General features: G+C 65.5%; 22 protein-coding genes. 18 read left to right on the top strand and 4 right to left on the bottom strand.

The window, feature by feature from the left end; translation table 11 throughout:
• Positions 1-69: 69 nt before the first annotated feature.
• On the bottom strand, positions 70-1,560 hold the full coding sequence (locus tag ASF09_RS06345) for an MFS transporter (RefSeq protein WP_060525418.1): 1,491 nt from the start codon (positions 1,558-1,560) through the stop codon (positions 70-72).
• The gene (locus ASF09_RS06340; protein ID WP_060525417.1) at positions 1,561-2,610 is read right to left on the bottom strand and encodes a LacI family DNA-binding transcriptional regulator; all 1,050 of its coding nucleotides are present in this window, start codon (positions 2,608-2,610) and stop codon (positions 1,561-1,563) included.
• On the opposite strand from ASF09_RS06340, the gene ASF09_RS20220 reads away from it, so the two are divergent.
• The 5 genes from ASF09_RS20220 (at position 2,587) to ASF09_RS06320 (ending at position 11,374) form a co-directional block, all read left to right on the top strand.
• Positions 2,587-2,808, top strand: coding sequence for a hypothetical protein (locus ASF09_RS20220; protein ID WP_156359240.1), 222 nt, complete (start codon positions 2,587-2,589; stop codon positions 2,806-2,808). The genes ASF09_RS06340 and ASF09_RS20220 overlap by 24 nt on opposite strands.
• A gap of 60 nt (positions 2,809-2,868) precedes the next feature.
• Entirely contained in the window at positions 2,869-5,751 is a 2,883-nt protein-coding gene (locus ASF09_RS06335) for a TonB-dependent receptor (protein ID WP_060525705.1), read from the top strand.
• 90 nt (positions 5,752-5,841) lie between these two features.
• The gene (locus ASF09_RS06330; protein WP_060525416.1) at positions 5,842-7,659 is read left to right on the top strand and encodes an alpha-amylase family glycosyl hydrolase; all 1,818 of its coding nucleotides are present in this window, start codon (positions 5,842-5,844) and stop codon (positions 7,657-7,659) included.
• Positions 7,659-9,293, top strand: a complete 1,635-nt coding sequence (locus ASF09_RS06325) for an alpha-glucosidase family protein (RefSeq protein ID WP_060525415.1) — start codon at positions 7,659-7,661, stop codon at positions 9,291-9,293. Before ASF09_RS06330 ends, ASF09_RS06325 begins: the two co-directional genes overlap by 1 nt.
• Before the next feature lie 2 nt (positions 9,294-9,295).
• On the top strand, positions 9,296-11,374 hold the full coding sequence (locus ASF09_RS06320) for a glycoside hydrolase family 97 protein (protein ID WP_082444158.1): 2,079 nt from the start codon (positions 9,296-9,298) through the stop codon (positions 11,372-11,374).
• A gap of 49 nt (positions 11,375-11,423) precedes the next feature.
• Here ASF09_RS06320 and ASF09_RS06315 read toward each other — a convergent pair whose 3' ends face one another.
• Positions 11,424-12,050 (bottom strand): glutathione S-transferase family protein, encoded by a 627-nt coding sequence (locus ASF09_RS06315; RefSeq protein ID WP_060525414.1) that lies wholly within the window; start codon positions 12,048-12,050, stop codon positions 11,424-11,426.
• Positions 12,051-12,152: 102 nt separating this feature from the next.
• Here ASF09_RS06315 and ASF09_RS06310 point away from each other — a divergent pair, with 102 nt between their 5' ends.
• A complete protein-coding gene (locus ASF09_RS06310) occupies positions 12,153-13,568 on the top strand; it encodes a dihydrolipoyl dehydrogenase (protein ID WP_060525413.1) in 1,416 nt (471 codons plus the stop codon).
• A 185-nt stretch (positions 13,569-13,753) separates the two neighbouring features.
• On the opposite strand, the gene ASF09_RS06305 is transcribed toward ASF09_RS06310, so the two are convergent.
• Positions 13,754-13,954, bottom strand: coding sequence for a hypothetical protein (locus tag ASF09_RS06305; protein WP_060525412.1), 201 nt, complete (start codon positions 13,952-13,954; stop codon positions 13,754-13,756).
• Between the two features lie 99 nt (positions 13,955-14,053).
• Here ASF09_RS06305 and paoA point away from each other — a divergent pair, with 99 nt between their 5' ends.
• The 12 genes from paoA to ASF09_RS20215 all read left to right on the top strand — a co-directional run bounded on the left by paoA (position 14,054) and on the right by ASF09_RS20215 (position 26,086).
• Positions 14,054-14,698, top strand: a complete 645-nt coding sequence (paoA, locus tag ASF09_RS06300; protein ID WP_060525411.1) for an aldehyde dehydrogenase iron-sulfur subunit PaoA — start codon at positions 14,054-14,056, stop codon at positions 14,696-14,698.
• Positions 14,695-15,645, top strand: coding sequence for an FAD binding domain-containing protein (locus tag ASF09_RS06295; RefSeq protein WP_060525410.1), 951 nt, complete (start codon positions 14,695-14,697; stop codon positions 15,643-15,645). The genes paoA and ASF09_RS06295 overlap by 4 nt, the downstream gene beginning before the upstream one ends.
• Positions 15,646-15,650: 5 nt before the next feature.
• The gene (gene paoC, locus ASF09_RS06290; protein WP_060525409.1) at positions 15,651-17,843 is read left to right on the top strand and encodes an aldehyde oxidoreductase molybdenum-binding subunit PaoC; all 2,193 of its coding nucleotides are present in this window, start codon (positions 15,651-15,653) and stop codon (positions 17,841-17,843) included.
• 91 nt (positions 17,844-17,934) lie between these two features.
• The gene (locus ASF09_RS06285) at positions 17,935-18,894 is read left to right on the top strand and encodes an NAD(P)H-dependent flavin oxidoreductase (RefSeq protein ID WP_060525408.1); all 960 of its coding nucleotides are present in this window, start codon (positions 17,935-17,937) and stop codon (positions 18,892-18,894) included.
• A 218-nt stretch (positions 18,895-19,112) separates the two neighbouring features.
• Entirely contained in the window at positions 19,113-21,920 is a 2,808-nt protein-coding gene (locus tag ASF09_RS06280; RefSeq protein WP_082444112.1) for a monovalent cation/H+ antiporter subunit A, read from the top strand.
• Entirely contained in the window at positions 21,917-22,273 is a 357-nt protein-coding gene (locus ASF09_RS06275; protein ID WP_060525407.1) for a Na+/H+ antiporter subunit C, read from the top strand. Before ASF09_RS06280 ends, ASF09_RS06275 begins: the two co-directional genes overlap by 4 nt.
• Positions 22,270-23,796: a monovalent cation/H+ antiporter subunit D gene (locus ASF09_RS06270; RefSeq protein ID WP_060525406.1), complete on the top strand. Its 1,527-nt coding sequence runs from the start codon at positions 22,270-22,272 to the stop codon at positions 23,794-23,796. Before ASF09_RS06275 ends, ASF09_RS06270 begins: the two co-directional genes overlap by 4 nt.
• Positions 23,793-24,284 (top strand): Na+/H+ antiporter subunit E, encoded by a 492-nt coding sequence (locus ASF09_RS06265; protein ID WP_060525405.1) that lies wholly within the window; start codon positions 23,793-23,795, stop codon positions 24,282-24,284. The genes ASF09_RS06270 and ASF09_RS06265 overlap by 4 nt, the downstream gene beginning before the upstream one ends.
• Positions 24,281-24,550, top strand: coding sequence for a K+/H+ antiporter subunit F (locus tag ASF09_RS06260; protein WP_060525404.1), 270 nt, complete (start codon positions 24,281-24,283; stop codon positions 24,548-24,550). Before ASF09_RS06265 ends, ASF09_RS06260 begins: the two co-directional genes overlap by 4 nt.
• The gene (locus ASF09_RS06255) at positions 24,547-24,975 is read left to right on the top strand and encodes a Na+/H+ antiporter subunit G (RefSeq protein ID WP_060525403.1); all 429 of its coding nucleotides are present in this window, start codon (positions 24,547-24,549) and stop codon (positions 24,973-24,975) included. Before ASF09_RS06260 ends, ASF09_RS06255 begins: the two co-directional genes overlap by 4 nt.
• Positions 24,976-25,050: 75 nt before the next feature.
• Positions 25,051-25,836, top strand: a complete 786-nt coding sequence (locus tag ASF09_RS06250; protein ID WP_060525402.1) for a hypothetical protein — start codon at positions 25,051-25,053, stop codon at positions 25,834-25,836.
• A 100-nt stretch (positions 25,837-25,936) separates the two neighbouring features.
• A complete protein-coding gene (locus tag ASF09_RS20215) occupies positions 25,937-26,086 on the top strand; it encodes a hypothetical protein (protein WP_235529684.1) in 150 nt (49 codons plus the stop codon).
• Positions 26,087-26,097: the final 11 nt, after the last annotated feature.

Genomic DNA, 26,097 nt, shown 5'->3' with positions numbered 1-26,097 from the left:
CGCGCATCGATCGGCCCGTGAGCCCGCGGCACAGTGGATGCGGGAACAAGCCCAGCATCACGGAGGGCGTCAGGCGTTCCGCGGAACCCGCAGCATCGCCAGCGCCGCCACGCCCATCACCCCCGCGGCGATCAGCATCGCCCACACCGCATCGCCGGGAAAGAACGTGCGGACCACCTGCCCCATCACCGACGACACGATTAGCTGCGGCAGGACGATGAAGATGTTGAACAGGCCCATGTACACGCCGAGCTTGGCCTGCGGCAGCGCGTTGGACAGGATTGCATAGGGCATCGTCAGGATTGACGACCAGGCGATCCCGATCAGCACCATCGATACGATCAACAGATACTGGTCGCGCACCACGAGGAACGACGCGAACCCCGCCGCGCCGCAGAGCAACCCGAGGATGTGCGCATCCCGGCGACCGATCCGCGCTGCCAGCGACGGCATCACGAACGCCCACAGCGTCGCCACGCCGTTGTAGACCGCGAACAGCACGCCGACCCAGTTCGCGCCGTCGTTATACGCGGCGCTGGTCGTGTCGGTCGTCCCGAACACGTGCTGCGTGACGATCGGCGTGGTGTAAATCCACATGATGAACAGCGCCGACCAAGTGAAGAACTGGACAAGTGCGAGTTGTTTCATCGTGGTCGGCATGGTGCCGAGATCGCCGATGATCTGGCTTAGGACGTTGCCCTCCCGGCCGGACCTGACGAGCGCGGCACTGACCAGCAGCGCCGCGCCGAACGCGATGAGCCCGCCGCCGAGCAGATAGACCGGCTTGTCGAGCCCGAACTTAGCCACGGCCGCGATCACGATGGCGCCTAGCGCGATCCAGACGGGCGCGAGCTTCGCGCTGGACCCGACGATCGTGTCGCGCGGCGCGACCTCACCTTCGTCCTCGAACGCGGCCATCTGCGCCGGCGAATATTCGCGAGTGGTCAGCACGGTCCAGAGCACCGCGAAGAACAGCGCCAGCGCGCCGATGTAGAAGCCGTATTGCACCGACAGCGGGATGCCGCCCGCCGGCGCGGTGTTGGCGACCTGAAACACGTCAGTCAGGATGATCGGTGCGAGGCTGCCGATCACCGCGCCAGCGCCGATGAAACCGGTCTGGAACGCGAACCCGGCAGTGCGCTGGCGGCTGCCGAGCATGTCGCCGACGAACGCGCGGAACGGCTCCATCGCGACGTTGAGCGACCCGTCGAGCATCCACAGCAAGATGGCGGCTACCCACAGCACCGGCGCGTTCGGCATCGCGAGCAGCGCGATCGTCGCGAGCATCGCGCCTGCCAGGAAATACGGCCGCCGGCGTCCGAGCCGCCCCCAGGTCCGGTCGCTGTAATGGCCGATCACCGGCTGGACGAGCAGCCCGGTCAGCGGCGCGGCGATCCAAAGGAAGGCGAGATCGTCGACGCTCGTTCCCAGCGACTGGAAGATTCTACTGACGTTGGCGTTCTGCAACGCGAAGCCGATCTGGATCCCGAAGAACCCGAACGAGATGTTCCACAGGCCCCAGAACCCCTGGCGTGGCTTTTGCCTTGCAGCGGTCGACATTCAGTTGGGTCCTTCGCCCGACGACCGCCGGATCACGAGTTGGGTGGGCAGCACGGTGCTGGCGACCGAACGATCGCCGATCCGCGCGAGCAACATCTCGACCAGCCGCCGCCCCGCGAGTGCGGTATCCTGTGCGACCGTGGTCAGCGGCGGGTTGGCGAGACTGGCGGCGGGGATATCGTCAAACCCGACGATCGCGACGTCGTACGGCACGTTCAATCCCGCCCCCGCCAGCACGCGCATCGCCGCCAGCGCGATCAGATCGCTCGCCGCGACGATCGCATCGAACGCTACGCCGCGTTGCAGAAGTTCGCGCGCCGCCCGCGTACCGTCGTCCTCGGTCGAGATCGCCTCGACCTGAAGCCGCGGATCGACCGTCAGCCCATGCTCGCCCAGTACTGCAGCATATCCTCGATACCGGTCGTTGAACTCGGGATAATGATCGGTCGCGCTGCCGAGAAACGCGATCCTCCGCCGGCCACGCTCGATCAGATGGCGCGCTGCTGCCGCACCGCCCGCCACATTGTCGCAGCCGATCGTCAGCCCCGGCTGGCCCGGCCGCACCGATCCCCAGCGGATGAAGTGCGTGCCCTGCTCGACCAGTTGCACCAGCCGCGCTTCGTAATCGGCATAATCGCCGTAGCCCAGCAGGATCAGCCCGTCCGCGCGGTGGCTATCCTCATAGTCCATGTGCCAGTCGCTCGAGAATTGCTGGAACGACACGAGCAGGTCGTAGCCATGTTCGGCACACGCCCCCATCATCGATCCGAGCATGCCGAGGAAGAACGGGTTGACGACGGTTTCGTCGGGCGCCGGATCGCGGAACAGCAGCAGCGCGAGCGTCCGCGTCGTGCCGCTGCGCAGGTTCGAGGCGCTGCGATCGACGGTATAGTTTAGTTGCCTGGCGATCGCCTCGATCCGCTGCCGGGTCGCGGCGTTGACGCTGGGGCTGCCGCGCAACGCACGCGACACCGTCGGTTGCGACACGCCGGCGAGCTGCGCGATGTCGAACGATGTCGGCTTGCCATGAAGCTTTCGCTGGGCGGTCACGTGACGGGCATCCTCGGTGTGCTCGCTCGATCGGCGGGCGGTACCGGCAAGACACAGCGCAGAACGCACGCGCCGTCAACGCCGGTCGGTTTCATCCTCGGCCCCATCGAATATGTGGCGCGCGGGCAACACGTCCGCAACGGCCGTATTGAATACGTATGTAGTCGACTTCCCTTCGACCCGACAAAATTCCAATGACGGTACAGTTACATGCCCGAGGCGCTCGAAGACGCCAACCGGGACCAGGGGAGGAATACCATGACGGCTCGCACTCGTGCGTCGGCTACTGCCGCACGCGCCATCCTGAAGCTTTCGGCCAGCAGCGCGTCGCTTGGCGTCGCGATATTGTTCGCCGGTACCGCGTTCGCGCAGGACGTGAACGCCGGGACCAAGGTTCCCGACCCTGCCGCGAGTTCGTCGACCGCCGCCAATCCCAACGAGGCACCCGGTGCCGCCCAGCGCCGTGCCGACAACGCTGCCGTGACCGGTGACGTAACACCGGCGCAGAACGAAGCGACCGCACAGGCCGTATCGGGCGCCGTGCAGGATGCGGGCGGGACGCCTGAAGATGCCGCAATCGTCGTCACCGGTTTCCGTCGCAGCCTCGAAAACGCAGTCGCCGAAAAGAAGTCCCGCGATCAGGTCGTCGAGTCGATCTCGGCGGAAGACATCGGCAAGCTGCCCGACGCCTCGATCGCGGAGTCGATCGCCCGCCTGCCCGGTCTCACCTCGCAGCGGGTCAACGGTCGCTCGAACAGCATCTCGATCCGCGGCTTCTCGCCCGACTTCTCGACCACGCTGCTGAACGGTCGCGAGCAGACGTCGACCGGCGACAACCGCGCGGTCGAATATGATCAATACCCCGCCGAGGTCATCAACCAGGTGCTGGTCTACAAGACCGCTAACGCGTCGCTGATCGGCCAGGGCCTGTCGGGCACCGTCGACCTTCGCACGATCCGCCCGATCGAATACGGCAAGCGCGTGATCTCGGTCGGCGGCCGCGGCACCTACGCCGATATCGGCAAGCTCAATGCGGGCTCGAAGGACAAGGGCTACCGCGTCACGGGCACCTACGTCGATCAGTTCTTCAACGACACGCTCGGCGTCGCGCTGTCCGCCTCGTATCTCGACGAGCCGTACCAGATCCAGGAGTTCAACGCCTGGGGTTATGCCGGCGGCACCTTCAACAATCAGCCCGTCGACATCATCGGCGGCTCCAAGTCCTACGTGACCTCGACCAACCTGAAGCGCCTCGGGTTGCAGGGCACGGTGGAATGGAAGCCGGTGCCCGAGTTCACCGCCACGCTCGATGGCTTCTACTCCGATTTCAACGACGACCAGATCAAGCGCGGCATCGAACTGCCGCTCGGTTTCGGCGCAGCGACGACGATTCCGTCGGTAACGACGGTCACCAACGGGCTGGTCACCAACGGATCGTTCCGCGGCGTCGAGGGTGTCGTCCGCAACGACAGCTTCGAACGCAAGGCCAAGCTCTATTCGTTCGGCTATAACGGTCGGTACGAAGGCGCCGATGGCTGGAACGCGCAGATCGATCTGAGCCTGTCGCGCACGACCCGCGACGAGACCGTGCTCGAGACCTATTCGGGGACCGGCTATGGTCAGGGCGTCGGCGCGCAGGACACGATCGGCTTCACCTCGGGCAGTACCGGGACCGCCTTCAGCCCGACGCTCAACTATTCCGATCCGGGCCTGATCAGGCTGACCGATCCGCTCGGCTGGGGCGGCGCGAACGTGCAGGCCGGCTATTACAACGACCGCCACATCGTCGACGATCTGAAGCAGTACCGCGTCGAGATCGAGCGCGAACTCGACAGCCCGATCTCGAGCGTCAAGTTCGGCCTCAACTACACCGATCGCAACAAGTCGCTGACGCCGAACGAGGCGCTCGTGCAGCTCGCGAACGGTGCGTTGGAGCAGACGCTGCCGACGCAGTATCAGCTGAAGCCGACCAACCTGGCGTATCTGGGGCTCGGCCCGATCCTGAGCTACGATCCGACTGCGCTGCTCGATGCCGGCGTGTACCGGCTGTCGTCGAACAACAATAATCTCGATGTCGTCGCCAAGGGGTATTCGATCCAGGAACGGATCATGACGTCGTACCTGCAGGCGAACATCAAACAGTCGATCGGATCGGCCGAGCTGACCGGCAACGCCGGCGTGCAAGGAGTCTTCACCAATCAGAAGTCGTCGGGCAACGTCGTCGCCAATGGCGGGTTGATCCCGGTGACGCGCGGCGCAGAATATATCGACATCCTGCCGAGCGTGAACCTGGCGCTGCGCTTCCCGAGCGATATCGTGATCCGCGCGGCCGCGGCGCGCCAGATGCAGCGTCCGCGCCTCGACGATATGCGCGTCGCGCTCGCCTACGGCTATGACGCCGCGCAGGGCATCCTGACCGGCACCGGCGGCAACCCGTATCTGCGCCCGATCCGCTCGAACTCGTACGACGTCACGGTCGAGAAGTATTTCGGCAACCGCGGGTATCTGGCGGTGCAGGGCTTCTACAAGCAGCTGAAAAGCTTCGTGTACACCATCGCGAACCCCGGCTTCGATTACGCGGGCTATCCGCTGCCGTCGAACGCGCCCGGCGCCGTTCCGACGATCGGCACCGCGACCGTCCCGATCAACGGCGTTGGCGGCAACATCTACGGCGTCGAGCTGGCGGGAACGCTGCCGATCGGCGAGATCGTCTCCGCGCTCGACGGCTTCGGCCTGACCGGCGGTGGTTCATACACCAAGACCGAGATCGTCCCGACGCCGGGCGGCCGCGCGGAAGATATCCCAGGCTATTCGCGCTGGGTCGCCAACGGCACCGCCTATTTCGAGAAATGGGGTTTCTCGGCACGCGGCAGTCTGCGCTACCGGTCGACTTTCGTCGGTGAGCTGTCGGGCTTCGGTGCGAACCTGGTTCGCCGTCGCGCGGCGGGTGAGATGATCATCGACGGCCAGCTCGGCTACGACATCTCGACCGGCATGCTGAAGGGCGTCTCGCTCTATGTGCAGGGCCAGAACCTGACCAACGAGCCGTTCGTGACGATCAATGGCACCAACACGAACGAGATCATCGACTATCAGAAATATGGCCGCCGCTTCCTCGCCGGTGCGACCTTCAAGTTCTGATCCGACCGATCGCTGCGCGCTTCGCACCGGTTCGGGTGCAGCGCGCGGCGATCATGGGGCAGTACCGACATCCCCGCAAAAGGACGCTCCATGATCAAGTCGCTGATCCTCTCCGCGCTGCTGTGCGCCACCGCTATTCCAGCGACGGCGCAGAGTGCGAAAACCGACTATCGCGCGCGCCTGCCGCAGGACGAGGTGATCTACTTCGTCCTGCCGGATCGGTTCGAGAATGCCGATCCAAGTAACGATCGCGGCGGGATCGCGGGCGATCGTCTAAGGACCGGCTATGATCCGACCGCCAAGGGCTTCTATCACGGCGGCGACCTCAAGGGGCTGACCAGGCGACTCGACTATATCCAGCATCTCGGCGCGACCGCGATCTGGCTCGGGCCGATCTTCAAGAACAAGGCGGTGCAGGGTTCGCCGGGCCACGAGTCCGCGGGCTATCACGGATACTGGATCACCGACTTCACGCAGGTCGACCCGCATCTCGGCACCAACGCCGACATGACCGCCTTCGTCGACGCGGCGCACGCGCGCGGGATGAAGGTGTATATGGACATCATCATCAACCACACCGCCGACGTGATCCAGTACCGCGAGTGCTCGGTCGGCTTGCCCTGCCCGTACCGCGACCGCGCGACCTACCCGTACCAGCGCAAGGGCGGCCTTGGCGGCAAGGCGATCAACGGCGGGTTCGTCGGCGACGGCGTCGAGACAACGGCGAACTTCGCCAAGCTCACCGATACGACCTACGCCTACACGCCCTACGTGCCCGCCGCCGAGCGGACGGTGAAGGTGCCGGCATGGCTCAACGACCCGATCTACTACCACAACCGCGGTGACTCGACCTTCACGAACGAGAGTTCGACGATGGGCGACTTCTCGGGGCTCGACGACGTGATGACCGAGAACCCGCGCGTCGTGAGCGGCATGATCGACATCATCGGATCGTGGATCGACCGGTTCAAGGTCGACGGCTTCCGGATCGATACCGCGCGCCACGTGAACCCCGAATTCTGGGCGCAGTTCGTCCCGGCGATGCTGACGCGGGCGCAGGCGAACGGCATCCCCAACTTCCACATCTTCGGCGAAGTCTCCGATCACGAGATCCGCCCCGCGGTGCTCGCGCAGCACACGATAGTCGACAAGCTGCCCGCGGTACTCGACTTCGCGTTCCGCCAGGCGGTGGTGGAGACCGTTGCCGGTACGCGTGGGACGGACGCGTTCGAGGCGTTGCTTGATGGCGACGTGCTCTACGCGAAAGGCGTCGACACCGCGGCGATCCTGCCGACCTTCACCGGCAATCACGATGACGGCCGCTTCGCCACGTTCGTGCGGAAGGCGTTTCCGCAGGCGTCCGACGACGAGGTGCTCAAGCGCGTCCTGCTGTCGAACGCGATGCTGCTGACGCTGCGCGGCGTGCCGACGATCTATTCGGGTGACGAACAGGGCTTCGTCGGCGACGGCAACGATCAGGACGCACGGGAGGACATGTTCGCGTCGAAGGTGGCGGTCTACAACGACAACCGCTTGCTCGGCACGACCAAGACCACTGCGACCGACAGCTTCGGCGAGACGAACCCGCTGTTTCGCGAGATCGCGGACCTGTCGAAGGTCCGCATCACGCACCCTGCCCTGACGCGCGGTCGTACGCTGATCCGCAGCCGGAGCGAAACGCCGGGGCTGCTGGGCGTCTCGCGCTTCGACCCATCCACCGGCGCGGAAATCCTGCTGGCATTCAACACCTCGGCCAAGCCGCTCACACTGCCGGTGCAGGTCGAGCCCGGCTCGACCCGTTTCGCCACGCTCGCCGGCACCTGCGCACCACGCGCAGCCGCACCCGGCAGTGTCATGATGACGCTGCCTGCGTTCGGCTATGCCGTCTGCGCCGCGGAGATTCGTTGATGCCTGACACTGCCTTGTTGCCGGTTACCGCCGATCACCACGCCAAGGATCGCCCGTGGTGGAAGGGCGCGACGATCTACCAGATCTATCCGCGCAGTTTCGCGGATTCCAACGACGACGGGATCGGCGACCTGCCCGGCATCACCCGCCATCTCGACTACGTCGCCAGCCTCGGCGTCGATGCCGTGTGGCTGTCGCCGTTCTTCACGTCGCCGATGAAGGATTTCGGCTATGACGTTGCGAACTACCGCGATGTCGACCCGATCTTCGGCACGCTCGCCGATTTCGACGCGCTGATCGCCCGCGCCCATGCGCTCGGGCTGAAGATCATCATCGACCAGGTCTACAGCCACACGTCGGACGAACATCCCTGGTTCGTCGAGAGCCGCTCGTCGCGCACCAACCCGAAGGCGAACTGGTACGTCTGGGCCGACGCCAAGCCCGATGGCAGCCCGCCATCGAATTGGCAGTCGGTGTTCGGCGGCCCCGCCTGGACCTGGGACGCGCGCCGTCGGCAATATTACCTGCACAATTTCCTGAAGGAACAGCCGCAGCTTCACGTCCACGACGCCGACGTCCAGGACGAGATCGTCGATACCGCGAAGTTCTGGCTCGATCGCGGCGTCGACGGCTTCCGGCTCGATGCGATCAACTTCACGATGCATGATCCGGCGCTGACCGATAACCCGCCGGCGAGCGACAACAGCCTCAAGACGCGGCCGTTCGATTACCAGGCGCATGTCCACAACCAGAGCCATCCGGACATCCCGCTTTTCCTCGAACGACTGCGGCGGTTGATCGATGGATACGGCGACCGTTTCACCGTGGCGGAGGTCGGCGGTGCGGACAGCGACCGCGAGATGAAGCTCTTCACACGGGGCAACACCCGGCTGAACAGCGCGTACGGCTTCGACTTCCTCTACGCCTCCGCGCTCGATCCGAAGACGGTGGCGGACGCGATCCTGCTATGGCCCGCGGACGCCGATCTCGGCTGGCCGAGCTGGGCGTTCGAGAACCACGACGCCCCCCGTGCCGTCTCGCGCTGGGTCGACATCGGCAACCGCGACGCGTTCGCGCGGATGAAGATGCTGCTGCTCGTCTGCCTGCGCGGCAACATCTTCCTGTATTACGGCGAGGAACTCGGCCTGACCCAGGTCGAAGTACCGTTCGACCTGCTCCAGGATCCCGAAGCGATCGCCAACTGGCCGCTGACTCTGTCGCGCGACGGAGCACGAACGCCGATGCCGTGGATCGCCGACGCGCGCAACGCCGGCTTCTCGAACGCGACGCCTTGGCTGCCAGTCGGCGGCGATCATGCTGCGCTCGCAGTCGATCGTCAGGAAGGCGACCCGGACTCGCTGCTCCACTTCACCCGCCGCCTGCTCGCACTGCGCAAGGCAAGCCCGGCGCTGGCGATCGGCGACCTGACGCTGGTCGAGGTCTCGTCCTCCGTGCTCGCGTTCGAACGTCGTGCCGATGGCGAGACTATGCTCTGCGTGTTCAACATGGCCGCCGACCCCACCGAATGGCGCCCTGCCCAGCCCGACGGCTGGCGCGTGCGCGATACCGTCAACATTGTAGAGGGCTGGACCCTCGGCTCATACGCGGCCCTCGTCGCCGAAAGGATCGCATGATCATGAAGACCTTCCTTCTGCTCTCCGCCGCGCTGATCGCGACGCCCGCCTTCGCGCAGGACGCTGCCCCTGCCCCGACCTCCAACGAGACGATCAAGCCGCAGCCCGCGCCGACGATCCCGAACGCGATAGCAACCTCGCCCGACGGCAGCATCGTCGTCACCGTGGCGACCGACGGCGAGGGCAAGGCGAGCTACAGCATCACGCGCAAGGGTGAGTTGATCGTCAGCCCGTCGCGCCTCGGCTTCCTCTTCACCGACGCGCCCAAGTTCGACCGTCACCTCAAGATCGAGAGCATCACCCGCAACAAGGCGGACTCGACCTGGACTCAGCCCTGGGGCGAGTGGAAGTCGATCCGCGACAACCATACCGAGATGCGCGTCCGCCTGGTCGAGACCGATCGCCTGAAGCGCGCGATCGACGTCGTGTTCCGCCTGCAGGACGACGGCGTCGGCTTCCGCTACGAATTTCCGCAGCAGCCGAACTTCAAGACGATCAACATCGCCGAGGAACTGACGCAGTTCGCGTTCGCGGAGGATGCGACCGCGTGGTGGAAGCCGGCGTTCGAGTGGAACCGCGAGGAGTATCTCTACAACCGCACGCCGCTGACCGGGGTCGGCACCGCCGCCACGCCGATCACGATGAAGCTCGCCAGCGGCACGCACGTCGCGCTGCACGAGGCGGCGCTGACCGACTATGCCGGGATGAACGTCGCCAAGGTCGAGGGCAACACGCTGAAGGCGGTCCTCACCCCCGGCGCCGGCGCGCCGAAGGTCACGCGCACCGGGCCGTTCGCGACGCCGTGGCGCACGCTGATCCTGTCGGACGACGCACCCGGCCTCTACATGAGCCACCTGGAGCTCAACCTCAACGAGCCGAACAAGCTCGGCGACGTCAGCTGGGTGAAGCCCGGCAAGTTCGTCGGCGTGTGGTGGAACATGATCACCGGCAAGTGGAGCTGGGCGACCGGTCCGCAGCACGGCGCCACCACCGCGCACGTGAAGAGCTACATCGACTTCGCGAGCGCCAACAAGATCCCGGGCGTACTGGTCGAGGGCTGGAACGTCGGCTGGGATGGCGACTGGTTCGGCGATGGCAACGCGATGCAGTTCGACACGCCGACCCCCGACTTCGACGCCAACGTTCTCGCGAAATACGCCGAGGCGAAGGGCGTGTACCTGATCGGCCACAACGAGACCGGCGGCTCGGCCAGCCACTACGACAGCCAGCTCGACCGGTCGTTCGGCTATGCGCGCGATCACGGCATTCCCGCGGTCAAGACCGGCTATGTCACCGACGCCGGCCAGATCGAACGCGTCGACCCCGATGGCTCGCAGCACCGCGAATGGCACGAGGGCCAGTGGATGGTGAACCATTACACGCGGGTCGTCACGACGGCGGCGAAGTACAAGGTTTCGATCGACAGCCACGAGCCGGTCAAGGACACCGGCCTGCGCCGCACCTATCCCAACTGGATCGCGCGCGAAGGCTCGCGGGGCATGGAATATAACAGCTGGGCCGGCAAGAACCCGCCCGAGCACGAGGCCAACCTCGCCTTCACGCGGATGCTCGAAGGGCCGATGGACTTCACGCCCGGCGTGCTGAGCCTCAAGGGGTCGGACAACAGCGACATCCTGTCGACGATCGCCAAGCAGCTCGCGCTGTACGTCGTGCTGTATTCGCCCGTCGTGATGGCCGCGGACACGCCCGAGAATTACGCGAAGTATCCCGCCGCGTTCCAGTTCATCAAGGACGTGCCGACCGACTGGTCCGACACGCGCGTCCTGAACGGCGAAGTCGGCGACTACGTCACTTTCGCTCGAAAGGATCGCAAGTCGAACGACTGGTATCTCGGCAGCGTCACCGACGAAAACCCGCGCACGCTGACGGTCGCACTCGATTTCCTCGACGCCGGCAAGAGCTACACCGCGCAGATTTACCGTGATGGTCCGGGCGCAGACTACAAGACCGATGCGCGCCATTCGATCACGATCGAGACGAAGACCGTCCGCAAGGGCGACACTTTGACCCTGCCACTCGCCCCTGGTGGTGGCGAGGCGATCCGATTGAAGGCGCGGTGAGCTTAGGTCCCGACATCCCGGCGAACGGCCGGGATGTCGGGGCCGGAGATCAGCGACGGGCGGGCATCAGCGGGCCGCCGATCTCGGTAGCGGCAACGAAGGCCGGGCGGGCACGGAGCCGATCAAGATACGCCTGAACGGCCGGATGCTCGACGAGCAACCCCGTGCTTTCCGCGATCGCCAGCATGTAGCACATCTGGATATCCGCGAGCATCAGCTGCTCGCCCATCAGATACGGGCCGTCGCCGACGCCTGCGCCGATATAGTCGAGCGTCCTGGTCACTTCGAGGCCGGTGAACTTGGTCAGGCCGTCGGGCAGCCCGCCCATCCGCTTGCCGAACATCGTCATCATGATCGGCAGCGCGGCCGAGCTTTCGACATATTGCAGCCACTCGTCGTGGATCGCGGCGGCATCGCTATCGATCGGCGGCGAGAAGCGGCGGTCGCCGTACCGCGCGTCGATGTACGACAGGATCGGCGCGCTCTCGGCCAGCGTCAGGTCGCCGTCGACCAGCACCGGCGCCTTGCCGAGCGGATGGATCGCCTTCAGCGCAGCCGGCGCGCGGAAATTCTCGTCGCGCTCGTATTTGACGAGGTCATATTCGATACCGAGCTCTTCGAGCAGCCACAGCACGCGGATCGAGCGCGAGTAGTTCAGGTGGTGGAGCGTTAACATAAGCGTCCTTCGTCGGGGAATGTGCTGCAGTGCGGAACGGCCGGGCGGCGTCGAAGGTTTCGTTGACTATGGCACCGGAATTCTCCGGCAACGGAGAGACTTATGACGACGCTGACTTGTGATGTGGCAATCATCGGTGCCGGGACCGCGGGTCTTGCCGCCGAACGCAGCGCGCGTCGCAACGGTGCAAAGACGCTGCTGATTGACGAAGGCTTTGGCGGCACGACCTGCGCTAGCGTGGGATGCATGCCTTCGAAGCTGTTGATCGCGGCGGGAAACGCGATGCATGCGGTCGAGCAAGCGTCGGTGTTCGGGATCGAGGCGTCAGGCAAAGTTGATGGCGTCGCGGTGATGGCGCGCGTGCGGAAGGAGCGCGATGCGTTCGTCGCGGGCGTCGAGACTTCGATCGACAAGCTGCCCGAGGAAGTGAAGATCGAGGCACGCGCGAAATTCGCCGGCGCGACTATCCTGTCACTCAGCGACGGCCGCGAGGTCCACGCGAAGTCCGTGGTGATCGCGACCGGATCGAGCCCTGCGATCCCCGCGATGTTCGACGCGGTGCGCGACCGGGTGCTGACCAACGAGAGCATTTTCGAACTGGAGGATCTGCCCAAATCGCTCGGTGTCATCGGTGCCGGCGCTCTGGGGCTCGAACTGGCGCAGGCGATGGCGCGGCTGGGCGTCGAGACGATGGTGTTCGACACCGGCAAGACGATCGGCGGGCTTAAGGATCCTCACGTCGCCGAAGCGTATCATGCGATCCTGTCGCGCGAGATGCCGATTTTGCTCGGCGTCAAGCTCACGGTCGAGCCGGATGGCGACGGCGTCAAGCTGGCCTGGACCGGGTCGGCGTCGGGCGAACGACGTTTCGACTATCTGCTCGTCGCGACCGGACGGCCGCCTCAGGTGAAGGATATCGGGCTGGAGACGACGGGTCTTGCGCTCGATGACCACGGCATGCCGGACTTCGACCGCGAGACGATGCAGTGCGGCACTGCGCCGATCTTCATCGCCGGCGATGCCGACCATGACCGCGCGGTGCTCCACGAGGCGTCGGCCGAGGGAACGATCGCCGGGCGCAACGCGGCGAGCTATCCCGAGGTGATGCCGGGAAAGCGCACCGTGCCGTTCGCGATCACCTTCACGCACCCCAACGTCGCGGTGATCGGCAAGATTGCGGAGGACGACGATGCCGACAGCGTGATCGGCACCGCGTCGTATGACGACCAGGGCCGCGCGAAGGTCGAGGCGTGCAACGCAGGGCTGGTGCGCTTTTATGCGGATCGCCGCGATGGTCGGCTGACCGGGGCGACGATGGCGGGGCCGGCGGTCGAGCACAGCGCGCACCTGATCGCCTGGGCGATCCAGAGCGGCTGGACCGCGACCGAGGTGCTCGACCTGCCGATTTATCATCCAACGTTCGAGGAAGGGATGAAGGGCGCGCTACGCTCGATCTGCAGCGAAGTGCATGCCCCGACCCCGCCGGACCGTGACGACGGATTTACGCCGGGGACGTAACCGAACCCGAGAGAAACGCACACGACCCCGAGAAAAGAGTACCACCCCGGCGAAGGCCGGGGCCCAGTTGGGAGGTGTTGCTAACGATGGATCGCGATCCGTTATTGCCACCTTTCCAATTGGACCCCGGCCTTCGCCGGGGTGGTGCTATTGGGGTAGAGCAGCGCTAGATCGCTAACTCGGCGCTAGCCCTCCAGATCCAGATACGCGACGACGTCGTTTTCCGTCGCCAGATACAGTCCCGCCTGCACGTCCTCCTCCTGCAGCGCGGCGATGATCAGCGCCTCGCCTAGCGGACCGTAGAACAGCGTCGTCGCCGCGCCCCCCTCGCCGCTGTCGTCGAGGTGATACAGCCGCACCGAAACGGCGGAAGAGATCGTACGCATTCCAATACCTTGCCCATAAATCCAGCGGAACAAAACCGACACGACGGGGCGCAACTTTGCCGGGGTTCGTCCGTTCGGTTAACATATACAGGGGTTTATATGCATCAGGATGAAGGTTTTCCGGTATCGCGCCGCGGCGTGATCGCCGGCGGTGTCGCGTCGGCCACGCTCGCGGCGGCACCTAGCGCGCAGGCGCAGACGCAGGGCGCCGTGCAATCGGCACCGCCGACCATGCCCGTCACGCTCAAGGTCAATGGCCGAACCACCAAGCTGACCGTCGACACGCGCACCACGTTGCTTGACGCACTACGCGAGAATTTGAAGCTCACCGGCACCAAGAAGGGCTGCGATCACGGCCAGTGCGGTGCATGCACGGTCATCGTCGAGGGTCGCCGTATCAACAGCTGCCTGACGCTCGCCGTCATGCACGAAGGCGAGGAGATCACGACGATCGAAGGCCTCGGCACGCCCGAGAAGCTGCACGCGATGCAGGCGGCCTTCGTCAAGCATGACGGCTATCAGTGCGGCTATTGCACCCCCGGCCAGATCTGCTCGGCAGTCGCGACGCTCGGCGAGATCAAGGCGGGCATCCCCAGCCATGTCACCGGCGACATCGCTGCAAAGCCTGCCGTCACCACCGACGAACTGCGCGAGCGGATGAGCGGCAACATCTGCCGCTGCGGTGCCTATGCGAACATCATCGACGCGATCCACGACGTCGCCGGCACGGAGCGCACGGCATGAAGGCCTTCACCTACGAACGCGCGACCTCGGCCAAGGAAGCCGCCAGCGCCGCAGTCCGCACGGCGGGCGCAAAATTCATCGCTGGCGGCACCAACCTGCTCGACCTGATGAAGCTCCAGATCGAGACGCCGCAGCATCTGATCGACGTCAACGGCCTTGGCCTCGACAAGATCACGCCGACCGCCGAGGGCGGCCTCCGCGTCGGCGCGCTGGTCCGCAATACCGACCTCGCCGCCGATGCGCGTGTGCGGAAGGACTACGGCGTGCTCAGCCGCGCGCTGGTGTCCGGTGCCTCGGGCCAGTTGCGCAACAAGGCAACGACCGCAGGCAATCTGCTCCAACGGACGCGGTGCCCGTATTTCTACGACACCACCAAGCCCTGCAACAAGCGCCAGCCCGGCAGCGGCTGCGCGGCTATCGGCGGATTCAACCGCAACCTGGCGGTGATGGGCACGAGCGAGGCGTGTATCGCAACGCACCCGAGCGACATGGCCGTCGCGATGCGCGTGCTGGATGCAACGGTCGAGACGGTGAACGCGGCAGGCCAGACTCGCGCCATCCCGATCGCGGACTTCCACCGTCTTCCCGGCTCGACGCCGAACATCGAGACCTCGCTCGCGCCCGGTGAGCTGATCACGGCTGTGACGTTGCCCAAGCCGATCGGCGGCACGCACATCTACCAGAAGGTGCGCGATCGCGCGTCCTATGCGTTCGCGCTGATCTCGGTTGCCGCCGTGATCCAGCCGGGCGGGCGCGGGCGGCTTGCCTTTGGCGGCCTCGCGCACAAGCCGTGGCGCGTCGAAGCTGCCGAGGCACAGATGCCGAATGGCGCCAGGGCGACCGCATCGGCGGTCCTCGCCGGCGCCCGCACCACTTCACAGAACGCGTTCAAGCTGCCGTTGGTCGAACGCACCATCGGCGCCGTGTTCGAAGACGCAAAGGCCTGATCGCCATGAAGTTCGATACCCCCGCAACGGCGAACCCGACTGACCGCATGAAGGTGCTCGGCAAGCCGCTCGACCGCGTCGACGGCAAGCTGAAGACCACCGGCACCGCGCACTACGCCTATGAGCGCAACGATGCCGCGCCGAACGCCGCCTACGGCTACATCCTCGGCGCGGCGATCGCCAAAGGCCGGATCGAGAGCATCGACACCGCCGACGCAAAGGCCGCACCCGGCGTGCTCGCGGTCGTCACCTATGAAAACGCCGGCAAGCTCGGCAAGGCGAAGAACCACACCGCACGGATGCTCGCCGGCCCCGAAGTCCAGCACTACGACCAGGCCGTGGCTGTCGTCGTCGCCGAGACGTTCGAGCAGGCACGCGCGGCGACCAAGCTGCTTCGAGTCAATTACGCGCGAGCGAAAGGTAATTTCGATCTCGCCGCATCGCAGGGCTCGGCGACCAAGCCCAAAAGCGGTAACCCCGACACCGCCGTCGGCGATTTCGCAGGCGCATTCGCCAAGGCGGCGGTCAAGGTCGACGAGCGCTATACCACGCCCGATCAGAGCCACATGATGATGGAGCCACACTCCACCACCGCGGCATGGAAGGACGGCAAGCTCACGCTCTGGACGTCTAACCAGATGATCAACTGGGCAGTCGGCGACATGAGCGAGACGCTGCTGCTGCCCAAGGAAAACATCCACGTGATGTCGCCCTATGTCGGTGGCGGGTTCGGGTCGAAGCTGTGGGTCCGGAGCGATGCGGTGATGGCCGCGCTCGGCTCGCGTGCGATCGGCGGCCGTCCGGTGAAGCTCGCGCTCGCGCGGCCTCAGGTGATGAACAACACCACGCATCGCCCGGCGACGATCCAGCGCCTGCGCATCGGCGCGCAGAAGGACGGCAAGATCACCGCGATCGCGCATGAGAGCTGGTCGGGCGATCTACCCGGCGGTGGTCCCGAGACCGCGCCGAACGCCACCCGTCTTCTGTATGCGGGCGCCAACCGTATGACCGCGACGCGTCTCGCCGTGCTCGACCTCCCCGAGGGCAACGCGATGCGTGCGCCCGGCGAAGCGGTCGGCCTGCTCGCACTCGAAGCGGCGATGGACGAGCTCGCCGAGAAGCTGGAGATGGATCCAGTCCAGTTGCGGATCATCAACGACACACAGGTCGATCCGGAAAAGCCGTCACGCCAGTTCTCGCAGCGTGATCTCGTCGGCTGTCTGAAGACGGGTGCCGAACGCTTCGGCTGGAACAAGCGCAACCCCGTCCCCGGTCAGGTTCGCGACGGCCGCTGGCTGGTCGGCATGGGCATGGCGTCGGCGTTCCGTGACAACGTCACCATGAAGTCGGGCGCGCGCGTCGGGATCGACCAGAAGGGCGTCGTCACCGTCGCCACCGACATGACCGACATCGGCACCGGCAGCTACACGATAATCGCGCAGACCGCAGCCGAGATGATGGGCGTGCCGATGGACAAGGTCATCGTCCTGCTCGGCGACAGCAGCTTCCCGGCCTCGTCGGGCTCGGGCGGCCAGTGGGGCGGCAACAGCTCGACCGCGGGCGTCTATGCGGCGTGCATGGCGTTGCGCGAGCGGGTCGCGCAGAAGCTCGGGTTCAACTCGACCGACGTCGTGTTCGAGGACGGCAAGGTGAAGTCGGGCAACCGCAGCGTCTCGCTGTCGGAAGCCGCAGGCGATGCCGGCCTCTCGGCGGAGGACTCGATCGAGTTCGGCGACCTCACCAAGACGTACGCACAAGCCACGTTCGGCGCGCATTTCGTCGAGGTCGGGGTCGACTCGGCGACCGGCGAGATCCGCGTCCGCCGGATGAGCGGTGCATTCGCCGCGGGCCGCATCCTCAACCCGAAATCGGCACGCAGCCAGGTGATCGGCGCGATGACTATGGGCGTCGGGGCGGCGCTGATGGAGGACGCGATCGTCGACACGCGGTTCGGCTATTTCGTTAATCACGACCTCGCTGAATACCACGTGCCCGCGCACGCCGACATTCCGATGCAGGACGTGTTCTTCATGGACGAACTCGACGAGAAGTCCTCGCCCATGAAGGCCAAGGGCATCGGCGAACTCGGCCTGTGCGGCGTCGGCGCAGCGATTGCCAATGCGGTCTACAACGCGTGCGGCGTTCGCATCCGCGAATACCCGCTGACGCTCGACAAGGTGATCGGCAAGATGGCCTGATACCCTGCCCTCCACCCCGCCGCATCGTAGGCTGGAGTGGAGGGCAAAACCGGGTCTGGCGTGGGCGAATGGGTTGCGCTAGGAAACTGGCATGACCGTACCCGCTATTCTAAAAAACCTGCGCCTGCCCGTCATCGGCTCGCCGCTGTTCATCATTTCCGGCCCCGAGCTGGTGATCGCACAGTGCAAGGCGGGCATCGTCGGCTCGTTCCCCGCGCTCAACGCGCGGCCGCAGGCGATGCTCGACGAGTGGCTGCACCGGATTACCGAGGAACTCAGCGCACACAACCGCGCCAATCCGGATCGCCCGGCCGCGCCGTTCGCGGTCAACCAGATCGTCCACAAATCGAACGACCGGCTCGAGAGCGATCTGGAGACGTGCGCAAAGTGGCAGGTGCCGATCGTCATCACCTCGCTCGGCGCGCGCGAGGATCTTAACATCGCGGTGCATGGCTGGGGCGGCATCACGCTCCACGACGTGATCGACGACCGCTTCGCGCGCAAGGCCATCGAGAAAGGGGCCGACGGCCTGATCGCAGTCGCGGCCGGTGCCGGTGGCCATGCCGGCCGCCTGTCGCCGTTCGCGATCATCCAGGAAATCCGCCAATGGTTCGACGGTCCGCTCGCGCTGTCGGGCTCGATCGCGACCGGCGACGCGGTGCTCGCTGCACAGGCGATGGGCGCGGACTTCGGCTATATCGGCTCGCCCTTCATCGCGACTACCGAGGCCAATGCGGACCAAGCGTACAAGGATGGTATCGTCGCGGGCAAAGCGTCCGATATCATCTATTCCAACCTCTTCACCGGCGTGCATGGCAATTATTTACGCGCGTCGATTCAGGCTGCGGGGATGGATCCGGACAACCTTCCCGAAGGCGACCTGAAGGCGATGGACTTCGGCGGCGGCAACGGATCGAAACCCAAGGCGTGGCGCGACATCTGGGGTTCTGGCCAGGGCATCGGCGCAGTCACCGAAGTCGAGAGCGTAGCCGACCGGGTCGATCGCCTCGAACGCGAATACCGCGCGGCGCGCGTCCGGATCGGTGTCTGAGCTAAGCAAGCTTGGCAGCATGACCGATCGACCATGAAAGGTCGATCTGAAAACGAAGCGGACCGCGAACGGCGAGGATTTAACCGCATAAACCCCAAGGAATACGTGCCTGCACTGTTCCGGGAGACGGAATTCGGCGAGATTTCAGCCGGGAACGTCGACCCGATCGCCGCATCGTGCGAAGGGTGCTGCATGGTACAACTGGGTAGACGGTCGCGATGGTCCTGACGACCCTGGTCCTGTTGCCGTTCGTCGCCGCCATGATCTTGGGCCTCTGGACGCAAGCGGGTCGCGTCGTGCAGATGATGATTGCGGGTGGGGCCAGCGCGGTTGGCTTCGGTCTGTTGCTGGTTGCGGCGCCCGCTGTTCTGGCCGGGATGCCTTTGACTGCGCATCTGACATGGGTACCGGCGCTGGGCCTCGACGCGAGCCTCTGGCTCGACCCGCTCGGTCTGTCGTTCGCCGGACTGATCCTCGGCATCGGCCTGCTGGTCGTCGTCTATGCGCACGGGTATCTAGCCAAGGGCGAGGCCACCGGGCGGTTCCTGTCCTTCCTGATGCTGTTCCAAGGCGCGATGATCGGTGTCGCACTGTCGGCCAACGTCCTGCTGCTGCTCGTTTTCTGGGAAATGACGAGCCTGTCGTCGTTCCTCCTGATCGGGTTTTGGCGAGATCGACCCGAGGCGCGGCAAGGCGCGCGGATGGCGCTGGCGGTGACGGGCGGCGGTGGGCTGGCGCTGATCGCAGGGATGCTGCTGCTCGGACAGGCGGCGGGATCGTACGAACTGTCAACCATTCTCACGCGTGCGGACATGGTCCAGGCCTCGCCGCTGTATCCGCTGATCCTCATCCTGGTTCTGCTCGGCGCGTTCACAAAATCGGCGCAGTTCCCGTTCCACTTCTGGCTGCCGCACGCGATGGCCGCGCCGACTCCGGTCAGCGCCTATCTGCATTCCGCGACGATGGTGAAGGCGGGCGTCTTCCTGTTGGCGCGGCTGTGGCCGGTGCTGTCGGGGACCGAACTGTGGTTCTATCTCGTCGCATCGACCGGGCTCGCGACGATGTTGTTCGGGGCGGTGGTGGCGCTGTTCCGCGACGATCTGAAGGCGATCCTGGCGTATTCGACGATCAGCCAATTGGGGCTGATGGTGATGCTGCTCGGGTTCGGCACACCCGCCGCAGCCACCGCGGCGGTCTTCCACATCCTCAACCACGCGGCGTTCAAGGCGGCACTGTTCATGAACGCCGGGATCGTCGATCACGAGACGCGCACGCGCGACATACGACGCGTCGGTGGCCTGGCGGCACTCATGCCGATCACCGCGACGCTCGGCACGCTCGCCGCCGCGTCGATGGCCGGACTGCCACCGCTGGGCGGTTTCATCTCGAAGGAGATGATGCTCGACCAGAGCGCGCATGCTGTCCTGGCGGGTCAGTCCTGGCTGGTACCGATCCTAGCCACGCTTGCCGCGGTCCTGTCGGTCGCATATTCACTCCGTTACGCGATCGGTCTTTTCTTCGGACAGACGCGCTATCCCGAAGCGAGCACGCCGCACGATCCGGGTATCACCATGCTCGTGCCATCAATCATATTGGTCATGGTCGCGATCGCGCTTGGGCTGATCCCCATGACAATCGCGGGGCCTCTGGTCGCCGCCGCGAGCGGTGCGGTCATCGGCAGTTTCTCGCCCGACCTGCATCTCGCACTATGGCACGGTTTCAATCCGGCCTTCGGTTTGAGCGTGGTCGCGATCGTCGGTGGCGCTTTCGTGCTATGGCGGCGAGGTCCGGTGGCCAATTGGCTTGCCACCCGATCCGCGCCCGATGCGAAGCGGATGTTCGACGCGGCGATGCGATCGGCATTGGACCGCACGCGCCGGCTGATCGCCGTCGTGCACGCCGCGTCGCTCCAGCGCTACCTGTTCGTCCTAATCGCAGTCGCGATCGGGCTGGGGATCGGGGCAAGCCTGACGAGCGGCGGCGTAGATACCGGATCGCGTCCACGCATCCCGGCATCAGCCGTTGCGATCATCGCCTGGCTGGGCCTGATCGCTGCGACTGCAGCGGTCGTCGTCGTGCAGCGTCACCGCTATCTCGCCCTGCTGTTCCTCGGCGTCGTCGGGCTCGTCATCGCGCTGGCGTTCGTCCACCTGTCCGCGCCCGATCTCGCGCTGACGCAGATCGCGGTCGAGGTCGTCACGATCCTGCTCATGCTCCTGGCGCTCAATATGTTACCCAGGTCGCCCCCCACGCTGTCGAGCATTCCTCGGAGAGCTCGGGACGCGCTCCTCGGCATGGTCGCAGGCGTCGGAACCGGCTGGCTGGCCTGGGCGGTGATGACGCGTCCGGCGGTGGCGACGGTGTCGGCGTTCCACTGGGCGAACAGCTATGCGGGTGCCGGCGGCAGGAACGTCGTGAACGTCACGCTGGTCGACTTCCGCGCGTTCGACACGTTGGGCGAGATCATCGTGCTGGGGATCGCCGGGCTCGCGATTTACGCGCTGCTGGAACCGGCGGTGCGTGTGCGGATACCGCGGTCGAACATGCCGCATTCTCCCGATCGACATCCGATGATGCTGGCGATGACCGCCCGCGCGTTGCTGCCGCTGGCGCTGCTGGTAGGCCTGCATATCTTCCTGCGCGGCCATAATGCGCCGGGTGGCGGGTTCGTCGCTGCGCTGGTCTTTTCGATCGCGATCTTCATGCAGTATCTCGCGTCGGGGTTCGGCCCGGCCGGCGAACGCCGGCCCGGTGTCGACCATGCCTTGATCGCGGTGGGTATCTTGCTCGCCACCGCAACCGGTCTCGGATCGCTCGTCTTCGATGCGTCGTTCCTGTCGAGCAGCTTTGGATATGTCCATCTACCGCTGATCGGCGAGGTCGAGCTGGCGACCGCGACGCTGTTCGACGCCGGCGTAGCCAATGTCGTGGTCGGCGCCGTGATGCTGATACTGGCGCAACTCAGCCATATACCCCAGCGCGACGCCCGCATCGGCGCGGTTTCCGACGAGCGGGCGATACCATGAGCCTCGAATTCCTGATCGCCAGCGCCATTGCCGTGCTGACCGCAGGCGGGGTGTATCTGTCGCTGCGAGGGCGGACATTCCAGGTCGTGCTCGGGCTGACCTTGCTGTCGCACGCCGTGAACCTCTTCCTGTTCGCAACCGGCCGGCTCGTCGTCGATGGCCCCCCTCTGTTCGCGACAGGTGTTACCAATCACGCCGATCCCCTACCCCAAGCGCTGGTCCTGACCGCGATCGTCATCGCATTCGGCATGACCGCGCTGGCCGTCATACTGTCGCTCCGCAGTTTTCTCGAAAGCGGATCGGATCAGGTCGATGGTCTGGCGGACCCCGACCGCGGTGAGGGGGAGCAATGACACTCGCCGATCAGTTGACGATAGCGCCAGTCGTGATTCCGGCGGTGGTTGCCCCGCTGACGCTGTTGGCCATGCCCCGTCGGCGAGCTTTGGCAGTCGGTCTGTCGCTGGCCGGCTGCGTCGCCATGCTCGCGGCAGCGGTCGCGCTATTTGGGCTGGTCCAGGACAACGCGATCCGCAGTTACGCGCTCGGCGGCTGGCCGGCGCCGTTCGGCATTGTCCTGGTGCTCGACCGCCTTTCTGCCGCGATGCTCGCGCTCTCCTCGATATTGGCGCTGGTCGTCCTGCTGCATGCGACGCTTACCGCGGCCGATCGGCAGGGTTCGCATTTCCATCCGCTCTTCCATTTCCAGCTGCTGGGGCTGAACGGCGCGTTCCTTACCGGCGATCTCTTCAACCTGTTCGTGTTCTTCGAAGTCCTGCTGATCGCGTCCTACGGCCTGATGCTCCACGGCCAGGGCGCGGCACGGCTGAAGGCGGGGGTCGGCTATGTCGTCGTGAACATCGTCGGTTCCGCGCTGTTCCTGATCGCGCTCGGGGTGCTGTACGGCGTGACCGGGACGCTCAACATGGCCGACCTCGCGCGCCGCATTGCGGTATCGGGAGCAGCGGACGAGGGCATGCTGCGGATCGCCGGCGTGCTGCTGATGACCGTCTTCGCGCTCAAGGCCGCGATCGTCCCGCTGCATCTCTGGTTGCCGCGGACCTACGTCGCGACGATGCCGGCGGTGGCGGCGCTGTTCGCGATCCTGACGAAGGTCGGGGTCTATGCGATGATCCGGATCGTACCGTTGCTCTTCGGCGAGGGCGCAGGCGCGCTGGCGTGGATACCGTCGCCCTGGCTCTTCCCCGCCGCCGTGATGACCGCCGTTATCGGCTTTGCCGGGGTGTTCGTGGCGCAGGCGATGCGCGAACAGGCGGCGTTCGCGCTGGTCGGATCGACGGGGACGCTGGTCCTCGCAGTCTCCTGCTGGACCCAGGCGACGATGGCGGCGGCGCTCTTCTATCTGGTTCACGCGACGCTGGCCGGTGCCGCGCTGTTCCTGGTCGCCGACGTGACCATGCGTCGCCGTGGCCAATATGACGACGTAGCGGTCCCGAGCCCCCGGTTTGCGGGGCAGCAGGCGACCGGGTTGCTGTTCCTCGCGTCGTCGATTGCCGCTGTCGGACTGCCGCCGCTGTCGGGCTTCATCGGAAAGCTGTTCATCCTCCAGACCACCGCCACGACGCCCAACTGGATGGTTTTGTGGGCAACGGTCCTCGGTACGACGTTGGTCGGGATCATCGGCTTCGCCCGCACCGGCAGCATCCTCTTCTGGAAGGCATCGCCAAGCGGCGCAGACCCGATCGACGGTCCGAACCGATCCAACGCGGACCTGATCGCCCCCACGATCCTGATTGGCCTGCTCGCCGCCCTGACCATCGGCGCCGGCTGGGCGACCGCGCAGGCCCAGGCAACCGCCGCACAGATCTTCGCGCCACAGCGCTATATCGCCGCCGTCCTCGGCAGCGTTCCGCGATGATCCGGTGGCTCCTGCCCCACCCTGCCCTTTCGGCAACGTTGTTGATCGTCTGGCTGCTGCTGGCGAACAGCGTCACTGGCGGCGACCTCGCCCTTGGCGCGATGGTCTCGCTCATCCTGCCAAAGGTCACCGCGCCGTTCTGGCCCGATCGCCCTCGCCTGCGGTTCAACGGCACGTTGGTTGCGTTTCTCGCGGTCGTGGTGTTCGACATCGTCGCCGCCAATTTTCATGTCGCGCGCGTGATCCTGTTCCGGCGTAACCGCGATCTGCGCGCGCGCTGGCTCGTGATCCCGATCGAGCTCACGACGCCCGAGGCGATCACGGTGCTCGCGGCGACGATCAGCCTGACGCCCGGGACCGTCTCGTCCGACGTGTCCGCCGATGGTCGCGCACTGCTGGTCCACGCGCTCGACGTCGAGGACGAAGCGACCGAGATCGCGCGGATCAAGCGGCGGTACGAAGCGCGGCTGCTGAGGATATTCGCATGATCGAAGTCGCGCTTAACATCGCCGCGATCGCCATAGCGCTCGCGCTTCTGTGCAGCGGATGGCGACTGTTCCGCGGCCCGGCGCTCGGTGATCGTATCCTCGCGCTCGACACGGGGGTCATCAACGTCATCGCGCTGATCCTCGTGATCGGCATGATCGGTGGCTCCAGCACGTATTTCGAGGCGGCGTTGGTGCTGGCGATGGTCGGGTTCGTCAGCACCGTCGCCTATTGCAAGTTCCTCCTTCGGGGGGACATCGTCGAATGATCGATATTTTCGGTTATCTCGTGGTCGGGCTGATACTGCTCGGGGCCGCGTTCCTGCTGATCGGCAGTTGGGGGCTGGTCCGACTGCCGTCAACGATGGAGCGACTGCATGGACCGACAATGGCGACGACGCTCGGGGTGGGATCTCTGGTGCTCGCATCGATGCTGCGGACCCGGCTGCAAACCGGGACGTGGAGCATGCACGAACTGCTGATCATGCTGTTCCTGTTCATTACCACACCCGTCTCCGCCAACATGATCGCGAAGGTCCATCTCCACCGCCAGCGCATGGCCGATATCATCGAGCCAGCGGGAATCGCGGGAGAGCCGCCAAACCCCGACGACGGCGACTGGGCGACGTTCGAAGTGCCTAGGCCAAGCATCGCACCGTCGACGGCTGACCTTAAACGTCTACCCGGCGATTGAGCGCTTAGCCTCCGGTCGGTTAAGGGTGTTGCGCGCGCGGCAAAAGCCGCCGCGAAGGAGAGGACATTTCCGACCATGCCAAGTTTGACGCCGTGGATATCTGTTCCGCTGTTCGCGCTGGCGGCGTGCGGAGCATCCTCCGATCAATCCGACGATCTGCCGCAGAACACGCCTGACGCAGCGCGGAATCAATCGAGTGGCGACACCGTCGCAGTGAGGCAGTCAACGCCCTCCCCCGCGGCGATCGGCAATTCTATCTTGCCCGCGACGTCTTCGCCAAAGGCCCTGACGAAGACATCGTGTCTTGCCGATATCGGTGCCGCCGCCGCGGCGCGGCGCGTAGCGATCTGTCGCGACGTCTCGCCGGCGACGCATCCGCCCTGCAACGCCGCCAACAGCTGCGCGATGATCGACGACGAGATCGCGCGCAGTTGTGCGCTGTTCGACGGCAAAGGCGCGCCGATGCAGGGATGCGGGCCTGCGCCCAAGAGCGCGGAGGCTGCGGCAGCGGTGGTTCGGCGGTACTATGCCGCTGTCAACGCACGGGATTTCGACACTGCTTGGCAGCAATGGGGTAGCGACGGCCATCCGGGACAGACTTTCGCAGAGTTCGCGGCGGGTTTCGCGCATACGCGCACGACCAAGGTGCTCATCGGCGCGCTCCAACCGGGTGATGCCGGGGCGGGATCGATCTATCAGCCGGTCCCCGTCACGGTAGAGTCCACGCTGGACGACGGATCCCGCCAGCGTTTCCGCGGCACGTACGTCGTTCGCCGCGTCAACGACGTCGACGGCGCGACGGCCGACCAGTTGCGGTGGCATCTCGATTCCGGTCAGCTGAAGCCGGTTCCCTTTGGATAGCGCTAAGGCAATTCCATGGCTCATACGAAGTGGCACGCATGTACGAACCGCTGAAACACCTGCCGCAGCACGGGCCATACGCGTACCGCCCGATCGTCGGATGACCCGACTATTCGTGGCCCGAAGGCCGTCGGCTGGCGATCTCGATCGCGTGCTGACCCGGCTACGGGAGGCGGCGGATCGGCGGATCTGGTGGACGACGGCGGGAGCGATCGCCGATCACGTCACGACTAACGGCCTGGCCGTCTGAGCCGTGCCTTG

It is taken from the genome of Sphingomonas sp. Leaf242, from assembly GCF_001422045.1.
Classification (GTDB): Bacteria; Pseudomonadota; Alphaproteobacteria; order Sphingomonadales; family Sphingomonadaceae; genus Sphingomonas.
The sequence above is the reverse complement of the archived record's forward strand: the minus strand, read 5'-3'. Positions and strand labels throughout refer to the sequence as shown.

What these genes read in the sequence shown, in the direction of transcription:
- ASF09_RS06345 (WP_060525418.1), bottom strand. Translation starts at nt 1,560, where the DNA reads ATGTCGACCGCTGCAAGGCAAAAGCCACGCCAGGGGTTCTGGGGCCTG.
- ASF09_RS20220 (WP_156359240.1), top strand. Translation starts at nt 2,587, where the DNA reads ATGAAGCTTTCGCTGGGCGGTCACGTGACGGGCATCCTCGGTGTGCTC.
- ASF09_RS06335 (WP_060525705.1), top strand. Translation starts at nt 2,869, where the DNA reads ATGACGGCTCGCACTCGTGCGTCGGCTACTGCCGCACGCGCCATCCTG.
- ASF09_RS06330 (WP_060525416.1), top strand. Translation starts at nt 5,842, where the DNA reads ATGATCAAGTCGCTGATCCTCTCCGCGCTGCTGTGCGCCACCGCTATT.
- ASF09_RS06325 (WP_060525415.1), top strand. Translation starts at nt 7,659, where the DNA reads ATGCCTGACACTGCCTTGTTGCCGGTTACCGCCGATCACCACGCCAAG.
- ASF09_RS06320 (WP_082444158.1), top strand. Translation starts at nt 9,296, where the DNA reads ATGAAGACCTTCCTTCTGCTCTCCGCCGCGCTGATCGCGACGCCCGCC.
- ASF09_RS06315 (WP_060525414.1), bottom strand. Translation starts at nt 12,050, where the DNA reads ATGTTAACGCTCCACCACCTGAACTACTCGCGCTCGATCCGCGTGCTG.
- ASF09_RS06310 (WP_060525413.1), top strand. Translation starts at nt 12,153, where the DNA reads ATGACGACGCTGACTTGTGATGTGGCAATCATCGGTGCCGGGACCGCG.
- ASF09_RS06305 (WP_060525412.1), bottom strand. Translation starts at nt 13,954, where the DNA reads ATGCGTACGATCTCTTCCGCCGTTTCGGTGCGGCTGTATCACCTCGAC.
- paoA (WP_060525411.1), top strand. Translation starts at nt 14,054, where the DNA reads ATGCATCAGGATGAAGGTTTTCCGGTATCGCGCCGCGGCGTGATCGCC.
- ASF09_RS06295 (WP_060525410.1), top strand. Translation starts at nt 14,695, where the DNA reads ATGAAGGCCTTCACCTACGAACGCGCGACCTCGGCCAAGGAAGCCGCC.
- paoC (WP_060525409.1), top strand. Translation starts at nt 15,651, where the DNA reads ATGAAGTTCGATACCCCCGCAACGGCGAACCCGACTGACCGCATGAAG.
- ASF09_RS06285 (WP_060525408.1), top strand. Translation starts at nt 17,935, where the DNA reads ATGACCGTACCCGCTATTCTAAAAAACCTGCGCCTGCCCGTCATCGGC.
- ASF09_RS06280 (WP_082444112.1), top strand. Translation starts at nt 19,113, where the DNA reads ATGGTCCTGACGACCCTGGTCCTGTTGCCGTTCGTCGCCGCCATGATC.
- ASF09_RS06275 (WP_060525407.1), top strand. Translation starts at nt 21,917, where the DNA reads ATGAGCCTCGAATTCCTGATCGCCAGCGCCATTGCCGTGCTGACCGCA.
- ASF09_RS06270 (WP_060525406.1), top strand. Translation starts at nt 22,270, where the DNA reads ATGACACTCGCCGATCAGTTGACGATAGCGCCAGTCGTGATTCCGGCG.
- ASF09_RS06265 (WP_060525405.1), top strand. Translation starts at nt 23,793, where the DNA reads ATGATCCGGTGGCTCCTGCCCCACCCTGCCCTTTCGGCAACGTTGTTG.
- ASF09_RS06260 (WP_060525404.1), top strand. Translation starts at nt 24,281, where the DNA reads ATGATCGAAGTCGCGCTTAACATCGCCGCGATCGCCATAGCGCTCGCG.
- ASF09_RS06255 (WP_060525403.1), top strand. Translation starts at nt 24,547, where the DNA reads ATGATCGATATTTTCGGTTATCTCGTGGTCGGGCTGATACTGCTCGGG.
- ASF09_RS06250 (WP_060525402.1), top strand. Translation starts at nt 25,051, where the DNA reads ATGCCAAGTTTGACGCCGTGGATATCTGTTCCGCTGTTCGCGCTGGCG.
- ASF09_RS20215 (WP_235529684.1), top strand. Translation starts at nt 25,937, where the DNA reads ATGACCCGACTATTCGTGGCCCGAAGGCCGTCGGCTGGCGATCTCGAT.